We start from the raw sequence: 15,544 nt of genomic DNA, 5'->3' as shown, positions 1-15,544 counted from the left end.
GCCCTATAGAATATAGAGCTAAAGCCGCTTAGGTCATTTTTATTATTTCCACTGTCTACTTGACAGGGGGCAGTTCAAGTTTTGTACCGACTCTTATTTTTGATTTTGTTCAAATGTTCGATTTAAATTGCGAATAAATTCAGACGACGTCGCACCAAGTTCTTCCAACGGCTGGCCTGACTCGAACCCATTACGAAGAGCACGGATGCGATTCACCGTTTTCCGGTCTGTCGCCACATAAACTTGGTCTGGATTTACAATATCACGAATGGCATCAAATACTTCACTTTCCAGTTTTGACCGCCTTGATTCATTTGATTCTACACCGATCATATAAAGGTCATCATCGGAAATAATATCAACATCTTGAACACTTCTAATCGCTAAAATCCGTTGAGACATTAATGAAACTTTCTCATTCTTACTCAATTGTTCTTGAGTATCTGATTGTTGGGTTTGATTTTCTAACCCAGGGTCACGTAAGGTTTGTTTATCATGTAACGTCCCTGGACGATTACTTAATATTTGTGAAGAATGTTGCTGTCCTCGATCTTTTCGAATATCGATCTGACGCTCGCCAGTCATGTATTGATTCTCTCCTGCAATAGACTGAACGTTTGACGTTAACCCTTTAGGGTCCTGGTCTGGAACCATCATATCCGATAATGGTCCTTCCATCCCACGGACATTGTCTGTACCATACCCGCTAAACCCTTGTGTACGATCAGCATTTGCACCCATCTCCTCGTCTTGTGGAACTACACATCCACCAAGAAAGACAATAAAGGATAGCAATATTAAACATGTTCGTATTTTCGGTTTCATTCTGCCATTCTCCTTTCACTATATAGAGTGACGTTAAGTATCCACCTTTACTCTGTCAGTTGAAGGGAGTTCAAGCATAAATTACATGGAGGATTAACACGTATAGATTCAACACTTGCCTAACATACTACCGATTATAAAAGCGAATCACTGTTAAAATGGAAACTAGATCGCTCCCAATAACACTGAGGTGATTAAAATGAAGCATATTGATCTGCAAGTGGAGAGAATGAGTTGCGGGCATTGCCTCGATACAGTTGAGCATGCATTAGAAAATGTAGAAGGTGTCGTTGATGCGAAAGTACATCCAAATAACAATACCGTCACCGTTACATTTGAAGAATCACAAACAAACGTTACCTATATGAGAGAAGCAGTTGAAGAAGCTGGCTACTGGATTGTTTAACGCCCATGAAATAACAACAACAAATCTAAGATCATACTCTTAAATACAGGAAAAACAAATGTTAGTGTTCATAAAGTTCACGAATTGTCCTAAAATGGTTTAATTACCTTTCATCGTGTGAGACTGACTCCCTCATCTGCTTGAAACATAAATGGTCCATCATCTAGCATTACCGCCTACGACATGGTCATATGGATAATTAAAAAGAAAGCTTAAAAGTCAACGACATTCCATTTGTTAACCAACTCGTTCAAGCCTTGCTACGACTCTAAAAATTTTTATTATGAATTATCCATTTTTCATTGCAAACGATATTGTTATTTGTTAAGGTAGAGTCACAAACGGATAAGCATATTCTTTACTTCAAAAATTGAAGTGAGGGTAGAGGCGCAAAGACCATAATTAGGCAATTGGAGGAGAATGGGATCCTTTGAGAATTGCTGAAAGGGGGATTTGCCGAAGCCAAAAGAATCTCATTTTCTTGAGGCTGGTTCTGTTATTGAACAAATACAGAACTGTCATATAGTCAGGTGAACTATATGGAGGGCTATCTCACGCATAGAACGTTCTAAACGATTCTATTGCAACAATGAGGCTCTCATTGTTGCTTTTTTGCGTAACACCATGTTTTAAAAACAATGGGAAGAGATGTAGCTCTATTCATACAAAGTGGAAACCTTACAAGATTGATCGAAAATAATGAATAGAGGGTGATGAAACAATGAATTTTGGACGTGTATTAACTGCAATGGTAACCCCATTTAATCAAGATGGAGATGTAGATTACAACGCAACTTTACAACTCATTAACCACTTAATTACAAACGGTACGGACGGTATTGTTGTAGCTGGAACAACTGGAGAATCCCCAACACTTACAACAGAGGAAAAAGTGGAATTATTTAACTTTGTTGTTAAAACAGTTAATGGTCGAGTACCTGTTATTGCCGGGACTGGGTCAAACAACACACGCGCTTCTATCAGTTTGACAAAGAAAGCTGAAGAAGCTGGTGTTGATGGGATTATGCTTGTATCCCCTTATTATAATAAGCCTTCACAAGAAGGGATCTATCAACACTTTAAAACAATTGCTGAATCAACATCTCTTCCAGTGATGATTTATAATATTCCTGGGCGTAGTTCTGTTAATATTTCTGTTGAAACAACGATACGTCTTTCACAAATTGAAAATATTGTAGCAACCAAGGAAGCAAGCGGTGATCTAGAAGCCATGGCAAAAATCATTGAAGAAACCGATGATAAATTCAGCCTTTATAGTGGTGATGACAGCTTAACCCTTCCAGTGATGTCAATTGGAGGAACTGGAATCGTTTCTGTTTCGTCTCATGTTATTGGAAACGAAATGCAAGAAATGGTGACAAGCTATTTAAACGGACAACCAGAGCATGCCGCAAAGCTTCATCGAGATTTATTGCCAGTGATGAAAGCCTTATTTGCAGCACCAAGCCCTACACCTGTAAAAGCTGCATTAGAAATGAGAGGCATCAGCGTAGGTTCGGTTCGCCTCCCTCTCGTACCGTTAAGCGAGACAGAACATCGTCAGTTACAAACGGTCATGCAACCAAATATGACGTTTTATGTAAGCTAAACCATACACCAAGATCGCACCTATTTGAACTTTTTATAGATGCGATCTTTTTTTATAAAATCTATTTAAAGAAATGTATAAAATCACCTTGATTGTGCAATCATATGAAATGTAAAGGAACTGATTCAAGGCATTGGGCTATAGCCAAGTGGTAAGGCAGCGGATTTTGATTCCGTTATGCGCTGGTTCGAATCCAGCTAGCCCAGCCATTTCTTTTCTTTCATAACCTACCTTTACATCATTCATCTAATACATATGTTGGGCTATAGCCAAGCGGTAAGGCAGCGGATTTTGATTCCGTCATGCGCTGGTTCGAATCCAGCTAGCCCAGCCATTTCTTTTCTTTCATAACCTACCTTTACATCATTCACCTAATACATATGTTGGGCTATAGCCAAGCGGTAAGGCAGCGGATTTTGATTCCGTTATGCGCTGGTTCGAATCCAGCTAGCCCAGCCACTCTATCTTTTCATATGAACTTAAAATTTCATTAACCATCGTACTTCTAATCGAATAGTCAAATGACTATAGTCAATCTTTTCATTTCCTGCTACCATTAAAGTAAGCTGGACAGAGAGGATTTGATTGTATGTTTAACCAAAATGAAAAAGATGCCATTTATAAAGTAATAGAAAACCGCAGAGATGTGCGAAGCTTCTTATCAAAGCCGATTCCGGAGTCGGTCCTGCAACGTATTCTTGAAGCAGGCCATCACGGTCCATCTGTAGGTTTTATGCAACCATGGAATTTCATCATCATCACGTCTGATAAAATTAAAGAACGGCTCGCTTGGGCTACGGATAAAGAACGACGAGCATTAGCGATTCATTATGAGAATGAACGACAACAAAAATTCCTCAATTTAAAAATTGAAGGGATTAAAGAAGCACCAATCACCATTTGTGTCACTTGTGACCCCACGCGCGGTGGTTCTCATGTACTAGGAAGAAACTCGATTCCAGAAACCGATGTTTTATCAACAGCATGTGCGATTCAAAACATGTGGCTTGCGTCTTGTGCTGAAGGGTTAGCCATGGGCTGGGTCAGTTTCTATAAAAAAAATGACGTCCGTGATATTCTAGATATCCCGCCACACATCGATCCAATCGCATTAATGTCACTTGGTTATACGGACCAATACCCCGATAAACCAATTTTAGAATCATCAGGATGGGAAAAACGACGAGCACTAGAAAACTTAATTTACTATAACCGCTGGGATAACCAAACAAAAGAATAATATACCATGATCAGGCTGTCAAAAAAGTTCGGGTAACCCCTTAGAAGGCAGCCTTATTTATGCTTCAAAACCATGCTAACTACTTAAAAGAGCCCTTATATGGTATATTATCTCTAAGCTTTTAAAAAAGGAGCGGATCACTATTGAAATGGCCGTTTATTGTGCTAATACGATTTTATCAGCGATTTATTTCTCCACTTAAACCACCCACATGCCGCTTCTATCCTAGCTGCTCTCACTATGGTTTAGAAGCATTCAAACGGTTGGGCGCACTGAAAGGTGGATGGTTCACCCTTGTGCGTATACTTAAATGCCACCCCTTCCACCCTGGTGGTTTCGATCCAGTACCCGAACCTAAAAAAAACAAACAAACACGTAACTAAAAAGGGATTCCTCACTCAGAAAACGAGTTGGAATCCCTTTACTTTACATCGATTCGGCCTTTTTACGCTTATTGATCTTTCGAACAAGCTTTTCATCCATATAACCGGTACCCAATAGGACACCAATGACAATGAACAAAAAACCAAAAATATGTGTCATAACAATGGCTTCACCAAGAAAGATAGCTGAACTAATGACACCGAAAAACGGAACAAGGTTGTTAAATATCGCGGTTTGTCCAGCCCCTAACTTATGGATCGCCGAATTATATAACATATGTCCGACAGCCGTCGCCAAAATGGCTGACGTGAAAAATAGCAACCAAATCCACGCGGTCCCTTCACCTAACCCAGACACGCCATGTGGCTCAATGATGAGACTTAAGCCAAATAGTAACAATGAACCAAACACGAGCATGATCCCTGTCATTTGTTTCGAATCGAGCGTTTCTGTAGCTTTTTTAATATAGATAAAACTAATCGCTTGGACGAACATCGCAATAAAAATGTAAAGGTCACCTACATTAACCCCACCAAGGCTATCCGCTCCCTGAAAGATAATCACCGAAACGCCTATGATCCCAAGCAATATACCTAGTAAACGTAATTTTGTTAACTGATCATGTAAGAAAATCATCGCCAACACCGATGTAGTTAATGGTAGTAATGCTAAAATTAAAGATGCATTGGATGCTGTCGTTGCCGTTAAACCTAATGTAAGAAAAAAATGATGCCCAACAACACCAAAGACCATGGCAATGATTGTAAACTTCCATTCTGTTTTCGTTAATGTTCGTAATTGACGCTGAAAGATTAAAATAAACAAAACAATAATACCTGCAGTAAATACTCGCACGGCTGTCATTGTTGTTGGGGGAAGATGGTCTACTAATACTTTTAACATCACAACGTTTACTCCCCACAATACCATAACAAAGAGTAATAAACCGTATGTAAATAGATGTGACACTTGAGTTTTCATACTTTTTACCACCTAACTATTATAGTGCGTGTTCAAAAAAGAGAAGAATAGAACCGGTCGGCTAAAATCGCAACGTCCTGTGCGTCGAAAGTTCGAGGCATGTAGCTAAAAGCCGCAAAGATATGCTGTTCATATGTGAGCAACGCATGAGCAAGCCAACGAGGACATTTGTCAGTCATTTTTACGGACTTTTTGAACATTCTTTATAGTAATCCAAAATGTTGCAACAAGACTAATAATGAAGGCAAGCTTACCAAGAGGACGGCAACAAATCCTAAATTTCGTTGCGAAACCCTCCATGGCGACTGTTGCATTAACCCTGAAGTCATTAATACTGAACCTGAAAATGGAGAAACTTGAGTAGCTAACGTCCAAGCAACGATCAATAACACCGCCATATATTCTGGACTTACGCCAAACAGAGCCGGAGATAATGAGCTTCCAATCCCGATCACGATAATGACTGGGTGAATACCACAAAATGATAGAAAGATTGATAATAAAATGATAAGGATACTCATCACATAAATAGAACCATATGATGCATCATAGATAAGATGAGAAATCACATCCCCTACTTCTGTGTACGATAACGCTAAGCCAAAAAAACCTGCACTAATAAAAATAACGATCTCATTCTTTAAACGGATAAATGCCGTTTTCATTTGTTCAACCACCGCTTGCAGGTAATCAACTAAAGTTCCAATAATTGCCGCCCATAAAACCGGATAAAATAGCGCCAAAACCGAGACAACTGTTAACATATTAACAAGTAACAAGTAATCTAAAATAAATGAAATAATCAGTAGAGTGACTGAAAAACAAAGCAATGAGACGAGCTTTTTGGTAGCCTCACCACGATTTACAGCCCCACCAATGTCATCAGTCTCAACCATCGGATCATCCGCAAAATGTATCTTGTTGAAAAAAAATAGACTTATCATGAGATAACATAAGCCAATCAAAAAGCCAACCCAACCGACATGAAGCCAAGAAACATTAAATAAAACAAGCACTAATCCAACGTTAACAAAATACGGTGACCAGAACATACAAAAGCCAAACGCACGCAACAACACCATTACTAGCTTTTTTCTTCGATAACCAGAAAAACTCTCGACTGCGATGCGATAAACAATCGGCATCGACCCAAGATTAAGTATGGCACCCATGCTCGCTGTTAATAGATAACTTAAACGATACGGATGAGCTTTGTTATGTTGTTCTTGCTCATGAACTTTCTCTTTTAATGCTGTCAGATAACCTCCAATTGAAATGATCACACCGAAAAACGGGACAAGTAAAAACAAGGTTAACAAATTTATATTTTCTCCAAATCCTGAGATAATCGTAAGTGGGGGCACTTGATTAAGAATAAAGATAACGCCAGCGACGACCACTAACAGAACAGCCACGACTTGATTCAACCGACGTACAGAGAATATAGCAAACAAGAGAACGATCCCCGCTAATGAGCTATAAAGAATTTCAAGCCAAGCCGTTGGGAAAAACAGATCTACTAAATACAAGATCGTAATGAGAACACTTATAAAACCTAGACTAGACTGTATGACTTGTTTATTCACAGTCATCAACTCTCCTCAATGAATCTCGAATATTACTATCCTATCATGAATCACTAAAAAGTTCATAGGAAATTCACTTTTTCTCTAACACTCCACTGTTGACCCAAAGTGAACGTCTCCCCCCCCCCACTTTTTTACGTACCATTAAAAAAGGATAAACCGCTGACGGCTTACCCTCTTCCACTTTATTTTTCATTAAAAATCTTCTTTTATTAAGCAATTTCCTTCGATATACAAGTCTGTTGTTGGATTTTTTTTATACAATTCACGCGGGAAATTTGTTAATAATTCGCAGCCATTTTCGGTAATACGAATGGACTCGGTAATTTCAACTCCATAATCTTCATACCAAATTCCCGGCATGAGGTGGAACGTCATGTTTGGTTCGAGAACTGTACGATCACCTTTTCGAAAACTTACGGTATGCTCTCCCCAATCAGGTGGAAAACTTAATCCAATGGAGTACCCTAACCTTGAGTCCTTATAGTACCCTCTTTTCGCAATCGTCTTTCGCCAAACGGCCTCAACTTCCTCAGCCATCATTCCTGGTTTAATAGCTGCTAAGGTTTCATTTATTCCTTCTAAGACAACTTCGGAGAGATCAGAAACTTGCTGCGAGGGTGTGCCTAACACCATCGTGCGAGCCATTGGGGTATGATAACGTTTATAACATCCAGCAATTTCAATCGTTAAATTATCTCCATTTTTGTATCGTTTATCGGTCCATGTTAAATGTGGACAAGACGTATTTTTCCCTGTTGGAATCATCGGGACGATCGACGTATAGTCCCCTCCAAAATTGTCTAAACCACTAATTTGCGCATGGTAAATATTTGCGGCAACATCACATTCTCTAACACCTACATCGACGGTTTCATACGCTTTACTCATGGCCTTTTCTACAATGTTAGCCGCACGCCTCATAAAAACGATTTCTTCGTCCGATTTAATCAACCTCACCCAATTAACAAGTGTTGAAGCATTTTTAAATGTTGCGTTCGGAAGTCCTTGTTGCAGTCGTTCATAACATAAACCAGTAAAATAATGAGCATCCATTTCCAACCCAATTTTTCTTGTTGCTTGACCAATCTCCTGTAATATATTTGCGACAAAATCCATTGGGTGTTTAATTGTTGATTGCACATACTCATCTGGGTAAGGAATAATGTGATGATCATCAATCCACGTACTGACCTTCACACTACTCGCATCCATTTCTCTACCAATCCAAATCGGTTGGTCCTCATCAACCATCACGACCATCATTTGGTGTACATAAAATGACCATGCATTATACCCTGTCAGATAATACATATTCGATGGGTTTGATATGAGTAAAACTTCAATTCCCTGTTCGAGCATTTTTTGCTTTGTTTTCGCTAATCGATTCATATATTCCAGGATTGTAAACACTATCATCCACCCCTTTCATACGCTCTTACTATTAAGTTATTCGAGTTACTAGGGATGTGAGCTTGGTCTCTTTCTATTTTTTACAGTTTTGAAAAATTGGGAGTTTTAAAGATATCACTGAGACGAGTTTAGTTTAAAACAAACGACTTTCGGCTCTGTCATTTCTTCAATCGAGTATTTTACCCCTTCACGCCCAAGACCAGATCCTTTAATTCCTCCAAATGGCATCGCATCAATCCGAAAATCACTACTGTCATTAATCATAATACCGCCAACTCCTAATTGTTGAATCGCTGCAAATGCCTGATCAATGGCCGTTGTAAAAATACCTGCTTGCAATCCATAATTGACTTGATTAGATCTTTCAATCGCTTCATTAAGGCTTCTAACAGGATAGAGAAGAACTACAGGACCAAAGATTTCTTCCCTTGCAAGTCTGCACTCTTCAGGCACATTTGTTAGTACCGTGGGCTCATAAAAAGCACCATCTCGTTTGCCACCGGCTACTATGTTTGCCCCATAACGAACAGCCTCTTCTACCCATTGCTCGACTCGAATCGCCTCTTTTTCTGCAATCATCGGACCGACATCTGTATTTTCTGATAATTTATCGCCCACTTTGTATTGTTTTGTTCGTTCAACAAATTGGCCAATAAAATGATCGTAAATACCTTCTTCAATATAGACTCGTTGAACACCGATGCAATTTTGCCCCGCTGCAGAGAACGCTCCAGACACCGTTGCATCAACTGCTTGCTCAAGGTTAGCATCATTTAATATGATCGTCGGTGAATTGGATCCTAGCTCCATCGCAATCTTTTTGATACCAGCTTTTTTCGCAATATCCTCACCCGTTTCAAGCCCTCCAGTAAAGGAAATCATCCGTACATCCTTACTTTCAATTAATGTATCGCCGATTTCACTCCCTTTACCAGTAATCACCGATAACACCTTCTTAGGAAGTCCTGCTTCTACAAAAACTTTCGCTAACTCAATTGCACTTAGCGGCGTGAGTGTTGCTGGCTTTACAATAATCGCATTACCTGATGCAATGGCAGGGCCAACTTTATGAGCCACTAAATTTAAAGGGTCATTAAATGGAGTGATCGCAGCAACGACACCGACCGGAAATCGATAATAATAACCAACACGTTGTTCATTACCAGCGGTTTGGTCAAATGGAATCGTTTCACCGTGGATACGCCTTGCTTCCTCTGCACTCAGTTTTAACGTTTCAGCACAGCGCTTCACTTCTTTTCTCGCTTCACGGATCGTTTTGCTACCTTCGAGCGCGATCGTTCGGGCAAAGGATTCACTTCGATCAAGAATAAGTGAAGCTGCTTTATTTAAAATCCGCATTCGTTCATGAGTTGCTAGATTTGCCGAAATTTCCGCTCCTTGCCTAGCAGATTCAATCGTATACAACATATCTTCTTTACTAGCAGCTGGAACCGTATCAATTAAACGGTTATCTTGCGGGTTACGTACTTCGATTTTATTTTCGCGGCCGATCCATTCACCACCGATTAGCATTTTTTGCCCAACCATTTGCATTTTCATAGACACCTCCACCTTTCTGTTCGTTTTTCAAGCAGTCGGTGTTATCGTTCGAGATTGATAAGGTCTATGAGAAGCGAATACCCTGTTTCAATTATACCAGCTCCAGCACCGGTCAATGTAATTGGGCCCGAAAGGTCACAATCATACGTAATAGCATTCATCGCCCCACTTACACCTGCGAGTGGATCTGTATTTGCTACTTTTTCTGGTCCGACCGAAGCAATGACACGATGATCTTCCTTCTTAATCTTGCCGATGAGCTTCCACTTCCTCTGTTCTCTCCTTGCTTGCTCGATATCTTCAGTTGTCAATTCACGTATGCCGCGACAATAGACATCTTCTTTTTTTAAAGGAACACCCATAACAACATTTGCTAATATGACAACCTTATACATTACATCATATCCATCGACATCACTTTTCGGATCGGCTTCTGCATACCCAAGTCTTTGCGCTTCAAGTAAAGCTTTATCGTAAGACATTCCTTCTTCCATTTTGGTTAAAATATAATTGGTCGTTCCGTTTAATATCCCTCGAATCTCAGTAATTTCATTTCCTGCAAGAGAAACGAGTGGCATACGAATCGCCGGAGTTCCACTCATGACCGTCCCTTCAAAATGAAAGCGTACATTATTTTCTTTTGCTAGTGATGCTAATTCTTGATAAGCAAGGGCAACCGGCCCTTTGTTACTCATCACCACATTTTTTCCGTTTTTAAATGCTGCTTTGCAATGATCTATCGCTGGTTGACCAGTATGAACATCTGTATACGTAATTTCTATAACCGTATCTGCGTTACTATTTTCAATGGTCGTTAGACTGTCCCAGCCTTTAATAAGACCTGGTTGGTCTGGGTAATCTAGTAACGATCCTGTTTTTTCCATAGTTCCCTCAAGTAAATCTAGATCAATGCCATTTGGATGGTGAATACTGCCCTTTTTCAGGTCAGAAATCGATACAATTGAGAAATGATGCCCGAGTTGTTCTTTTAACAAATCATTCTTAGAACGGAGAATTTCAACAAGCCCTTGCCCAACGCCACCATAGCCGATTAATGCGATCTTATGCGTCAACAACATCATCCTCCCTCATGCTTCAAGAGTTCCCTCTGAAGTAAGTCAAAGCCGTATGTGCAAGAATCGCTGCACCGATAGGCAATACACATTCATCAATATCAAACTTTGGCATATGCAAACCACTTTCTTCTCGTTCAGGGATGCCAGCTCCGATAAAGAACATCGAACTCGGCACCTGTTTTGCCATATGACCAAAATCTTCGCCACCTAAACCAAATGGACAGCGGTGAATAAGAAATGTGGGAAACAACGCTTGAATCGTTTCTTCAAGCCTAGCTGTCACTTGCGGATCGTTATCTAGGGCAGGTTCTCCGTAACGGACATCGAGTTGATAGCTCCCACCAATTGTTTTGACAACCGCAAGTGCCTGATCCAATTGTTGGACTAACTGCTCACGAACATGGTCATCGTAGCTTCGCATCGTCCCTTTGATTGATACTTCGCTTGGGATAACATTGTAAGAGGAGCCTGCGCGAATCTCTCCAATACTTAAAACGGCAGCATCCAAAGGAGAAACTTTGCGAGACCTGATCCCGTACAGCGCTGGTAAGACAACACTTAGCATCCAAACGGGATCCGTACCTAAATGAGGATAAGCAGCATGACCACCCGTTCCACGTATAACCGCTTCAAACGTATCTACATTAGCCATGCTATAGCCCTCATGTAACTTGACCTCACCAAGTGGGAGTTCAGGATCCATATGGAGTGCCATCGCTGCATCTACATCATCTAAGACACCAGCTTTAATCATATACGGGGATCCCGTTAGGCCATTTTCATCCTCATTCTCTTCTGCAGGTTGAAAAATAAATCTTACCTTTCCTTTTATCTTTCTTTGTTTCCATTCAGCAGCTAAAAGTTCGGCAACACCTAGGCCAATGGCCGTATGAGCATCATGACCACAAGCATGCATAATGCCTTCATGTAACGATTTATACTCATGCTCATTTTCTTCAAGAATCGGAAGGGCATCAATATCAGCACGAATCGCAATCGTTGGCCCCTCCTTCTCACAGCCGACTTCACCGATCACACCTGTAGCTAACCCAGTATCTTGCTTTCCTGATTTAACTTTCATCCCGGGCAACATCCGCAAGTGTTTCTCGATTTGCTCAGCTGTTTCAAACTCCTGAAAACTAAGTTCAGGATATCGATGAAAATGGCGTCGGTATTGAATGAGTTGTTGCTTCATGGCAAATGCTTTTTCCACCATTGGATGATCACTAAACTGCACAGATTCCCACCACCTTGCAATCCCTTCACTGTCACTCATCACTTTTCACGTAACTTAACGCTTGCTCTAAATCTGCAATTAAATCGTCCACATCCTCAATCCCAGCCGAGTAACGTACCAAGCCTTCAGGAATACCTAGAGCTGCACGCTCCTCCGGTGTATTTTCAATATGACTCGTTGTACGTGCAGGTCCTACCGTCGTTTCAACAGCTCCAAGGTTCGCAGCCTTATTTGCATATTTTAATCGCGGTAAAAACTCACGTACGCCATCTAACTCTCCTTTAACAGCAAAGCTGAGCATGCCTCCAAAATCACTCATTTGTTCTTTTGCAATCTTGTGATTGGGATGTGTTTCAAGTCCTGGGTAATAGACCGCATCAACTTTGTCATGATTCTGTAAGAAGCGTGCTATTTTCCCAGCCGTTTCACATTGTTGTTTAATACGCAACTGAAGTGTTTTCATCCCTCTTAACAATAAATAAGCGGCCATCGGATCAAGACTAGCACCATTGATTTCACGATAATGATAAATTTTCTCGACTAACTCTTCGTCATTACTGCAGACCACCCCACCGAGTGCATCTGCATGACCACCGAGAAATTTTGTTGCACTATGAATGACTAAATCAGCACCATATTCAAGTGGGTTCTGTAAGATTGGTGTTGCAAATGTATTATCGACAAAAACAAGAGCTCCAGCCTCATGTGCCACTTTCACCATTCGCTTAAGGTCAGTGATTTTCACCGTCGGGTTCGTTGGTGTCTCTAGGTAAAGGATGTCACAACCTTTTTTCACCTCTGCTTCTAATGCCTCGTGATTCCCAGTTTCACATAACGTCACATCAATATTTTGCCGTGGCAGAAATTCAGAAAAGATCTTATTGGTACCACCGTACGTATCTTTAATTGATACAATGCGATCACCAGGTACTAAAATGGTTGCAAGTGAGTTACTAATAGCAGCCATCCCAGTTGAAAAACTAGTCGCTGCTTTTGCCCCCTCTAAATCTTTTACTTTATCTTCAAACGCTTGAACCGTTGGATTTGTATTTCTACCGTAGATATGGCCCTCGCGCTTACCTGTAGCTACTTCGAACCATTCATCGATATCATTGTAACCAAAAGATACACTATGAACGACTGGGACTTGTGTAGCTCCATGAACCAGGTATTCTTTTTCACCAGACCATACAGATCGAGTCCCCATTTGCGTTCGCTTCTCATTTCTTCTCATCCATATCACTCCCTTGGTTAAATATAATGTTGCTATGTTATTGCTTACTTACATCCTACTATTTTCCACAAAATAATCCATTGGCCAATGTGTATGAAGTTTTCAAATAAAAACTATTCAATCTTACTAGATATACAGACAGGAAAAGGAACGGTACACATAGAATGTAGGTAAATGTCATACGTATAATGACAAGGATTGCTTAGGGGGTGAAGAGCAAGTGCAGGTTACGGTAAAAGAGATTAGTAAACTAAAGATCTTACAAGATACAAACGTGAAAACAGCGCGAGATCAATTAGATCAATGTCAGGTTGAATGGGTATCGGTCATTGAAACCCCTGTAGAGAATTTTGTAAGAAAAAATGAATTTGTATTAAGTACCGGGATTGGCTGTGGCCAAGACGAAGAACTCTTCCTTAAATTTATTCAGGAAATCATTGAAGCAAAAGCTGCAGCGCTTGTGATTGCTAAAGGCCGCTATATAAAGGAAATACCCCAAAATATACTTACGTACGCCGAAGAACATCAATTTCCGATTATTGAGATCCCATGGGAAGTTCGTTTTGCAGATATTATTCATTCCATATTGCAAACCTTAAACCGCCACGAGGATAAGGTTGTTGAGGACTCTGAGACGATGAGAAAGAAACTGTTGCAGTTGATCTTACAAGGAGCGGGATTAACTGATATTGCCACCACTGTCTATGATAAAATCAAGCTTCCTGTGATCATTACTGATAAACGAGGTATTGTAAAAGGAAAAAGTCCAAATGCATCCCCTCTTGAACAACGCTGGAATCACTACATTTCAAATGAACTAGAAACCATCTCTCAAACCTCAATTGAACAAAGTAATTATCTCTCCCATCCACATATACAATGGCTCGATGTTGGCGAAGAACAGCAATCAATTCTACAGTTAACAATCCAATCTGCAAGTGAAGTGCAAGGGTACCTGCTGATTGAAACAGACGAAAAATACCAGGACAACGAGGGCGCCCTGCAACCGTTCATATATATTTTAGAACACGCCGCAACAACAGTAGCGCTCTGCTTCTTACATGAAAATGCTGTCCGGGAAACTGAATTACGACTCCGTGATGATTTTGTTTGGAGCTTAGCAAAAGGAAAAATCACCTCATGGGAAACTGCCCTTTCACGGGCAAAATCATTAGGTTATCAAATCAATATCCCATATATTTGTATTATTGGCTATCCTGAAAATCTAGAAGACATCCATCAAAAAAGCCAGGCTAGTGCTACTTCTTCCCATGAACATTGGCTCCAAGGAATGATTCGGTGCTTTGAGGAGGAGGTTTTTCATACAGGTCGTACAGTTAATCTTCAGACAATGTCCACGTTTCAACGTGAAGAACTCGTGATCTTCTTAGAAGTTACACCAGGAAAAAGTAATGAATCTTCATTTACCTTTCTAGAATTACTCAACACTCGCCTCCATCGCTTATTTCCAGATTTAATTCTTTCGTGGGGAATCGGTAAACAATACGGTTTTAAACACTTTCACGAGAGCTTCAATGAAGCACAGATGGCATTAAACATTGGTCGACGTCAAAAAGGACCAGGACATCAGAGTACGTATGCGGACACAAGAGTTGATCGTGCGTTAATGAGTCTGCTTGGAAATGAAGAACTTCAGCAAATTACCGATTCTACGATCGGTTCGTTAGTCGAATATTCAAAAGATCGGGGAATTGACTTAATTCATACGTTTGTAAGCTATAATCAAAATCGAGGAAATGTGAGTCAAACCGCACGGAAGCTAAACTTGCACAGGCAATCACTACTTTACCGTTTACGAAAAATTGAATCCTTAACTGGTTGCTCATTAGATAACCCTGATGATGTATTTTTAGTCGATTTAAGCATCAAGCTATGGACCCTTGGCATTAACGAACCGAAACAGGCGCCATAAATTAAAGACCTCTCTTTTCTAATTCTAGAAGTTATATTTCAATCGTTAGGATTTACAATT

General features: G+C 40.3%; 14 protein-coding genes, 3 tRNA genes and 1 riboswitch. Of the genes, 8 read left to right on the top strand and 9 right to left on the bottom strand.

Going from position 1 to position 15,544, the window contains the following annotated elements:
• Positions 1–93 precede the first annotated feature (93 nt).
• Positions 94–825 carry a YhcN/YlaJ family sporulation lipoprotein gene (locus KH400_RS12085; protein ID WP_217224907.1) on the bottom strand — a complete coding sequence of 244 codons (732 nt, stop codon included), beginning with the start codon at positions 823–825 and terminating at the stop codon, positions 94–96.
• A 199-nt stretch (positions 826–1,024) separates the two neighbouring features.
• On the opposite strand from KH400_RS12085, the gene KH400_RS12080 reads away from it, so the two are divergent.
• The 7 genes from KH400_RS12080 (at position 1,025) to yidD (ending at position 4,463) form a co-directional block, all read left to right on the top strand.
• Positions 1,025–1,231 carry a heavy-metal-associated domain-containing protein gene (locus tag KH400_RS12080; RefSeq protein WP_217224906.1) on the top strand — a complete coding sequence of 69 codons (207 nt, stop codon included), beginning with the start codon at positions 1,025–1,027 and terminating at the stop codon, positions 1,229–1,231.
• Between the two features lie 374 nt (positions 1,232–1,605).
• Positions 1,606–1,789: riboswitch (Lysine riboswitch) on the top strand.
• Between the two features lie 163 nt (positions 1,790–1,952).
• Positions 1,953–2,840 (top strand): 4-hydroxy-tetrahydrodipicolinate synthase, encoded by an 888-nt coding sequence (gene dapA, locus KH400_RS12075; RefSeq protein ID WP_217224905.1) that lies wholly within the window; start codon positions 1,953–1,955, stop codon positions 2,838–2,840.
• Positions 2,841–2,974: 134 nt separating this feature from the next.
• A tRNA-Gln gene (locus KH400_RS12070) sits at positions 2,975–3,049 on the top strand.
• A 50-nt stretch (positions 3,050–3,099) separates the two neighbouring features.
• A tRNA-Gln gene (locus KH400_RS12065) sits at positions 3,100–3,174 on the top strand.
• Positions 3,175–3,224: 50 nt separating this feature from the next.
• Positions 3,225–3,299 (top strand) — tRNA-Gln (locus KH400_RS12060).
• 130 nt (positions 3,300–3,429) lie between these two features.
• Positions 3,430–4,080, top strand: coding sequence for a 5,6-dimethylbenzimidazole synthase (gene bluB / locus KH400_RS12055; RefSeq protein WP_217224904.1), 651 nt, complete (start codon positions 3,430–3,432; stop codon positions 4,078–4,080).
• Between the two features lie 143 nt (positions 4,081–4,223).
• Entirely contained in the window at positions 4,224–4,463 is a 240-nt protein-coding gene (gene yidD, locus KH400_RS12050; protein WP_217224903.1) for a membrane protein insertion efficiency factor YidD, read from the top strand.
• Between the two features lie 43 nt (positions 4,464–4,506).
• On the opposite strand, the gene KH400_RS12045 is transcribed toward yidD, so the two are convergent.
• From KH400_RS12045 to KH400_RS12015, 8 genes are all read right to left on the bottom strand, one after another.
• Complete coding sequence (locus tag KH400_RS12045) at positions 4,507–5,445, bottom strand: DMT family transporter (RefSeq protein ID WP_217224902.1); 939 nt, start codon at positions 5,443–5,445, stop codon at positions 4,507–4,509.
• 203 nt (positions 5,446–5,648) lie between these two features.
• Positions 5,649–7,037, bottom strand: a complete 1,389-nt coding sequence (locus tag KH400_RS12040) for a hypothetical protein (RefSeq protein ID WP_217224901.1) — start codon at positions 7,035–7,037, stop codon at positions 5,649–5,651.
• Between the two features lie 67 nt (positions 7,038–7,104).
• Entirely contained in the window at positions 7,105–7,227 is a 123-nt protein-coding gene (locus KH400_RS25305; RefSeq protein WP_281418700.1) for a hypothetical protein, read from the bottom strand.
• Positions 7,227–8,450 carry a M24 family metallopeptidase gene (locus tag KH400_RS12035; RefSeq protein WP_217224900.1) on the bottom strand — a complete coding sequence of 408 codons (1,224 nt, stop codon included), beginning with the start codon at positions 8,448–8,450 and terminating at the stop codon, positions 7,227–7,229. Before KH400_RS12035 ends, KH400_RS25305 begins: the two co-directional genes overlap by 1 nt.
• Before the next feature lie 108 nt (positions 8,451–8,558).
• Positions 8,559–10,004, bottom strand: a complete 1,446-nt coding sequence (locus KH400_RS12030) for an aldehyde dehydrogenase family protein (RefSeq protein ID WP_217224899.1) — start codon at positions 10,002–10,004, stop codon at positions 8,559–8,561.
• A 41-nt stretch (positions 10,005–10,045) separates the two neighbouring features.
• The gene (locus KH400_RS12025; protein ID WP_217224898.1) at positions 10,046–11,077 is read right to left on the bottom strand and encodes a homoserine dehydrogenase; all 1,032 of its coding nucleotides are present in this window, start codon (positions 11,075–11,077) and stop codon (positions 10,046–10,048) included.
• Between the two features lie 22 nt (positions 11,078–11,099).
• On the bottom strand, positions 11,100–12,356 hold the full coding sequence (locus tag KH400_RS12020) for a M20 metallopeptidase family protein (protein WP_217224895.1): 1,257 nt from the start codon (positions 12,354–12,356) through the stop codon (positions 11,100–11,102).
• On the bottom strand, positions 12,349–13,551 hold the full coding sequence (locus KH400_RS12015) for a cystathionine gamma-synthase family protein (protein ID WP_217224894.1): 1,203 nt from the start codon (positions 13,549–13,551) through the stop codon (positions 12,349–12,351). The genes KH400_RS12020 and KH400_RS12015 overlap by 8 nt, the downstream gene beginning before the upstream one ends.
• A 220-nt stretch (positions 13,552–13,771) precedes the next feature.
• On the opposite strand from KH400_RS12015, the gene KH400_RS12010 reads away from it, so the two are divergent.
• Positions 13,772–15,484, top strand: coding sequence for a PucR family transcriptional regulator (locus KH400_RS12010; protein WP_217224892.1), 1,713 nt, complete (start codon positions 13,772–13,774; stop codon positions 15,482–15,484).
• Positions 15,485–15,544 lie beyond the last annotated feature (60 nt).

Source organism: Desertibacillus haloalkaliphilus, from assembly GCF_019039105.1.
Lineage (GTDB): Bacteria > Bacillota > Bacilli > Bacillales > KJ1-10-99 > Desertibacillus > Desertibacillus haloalkaliphilus.
Note: the sequence above shows the minus strand (reverse complement) of the source record. Positions and strands in the feature narration are given on the sequence as shown.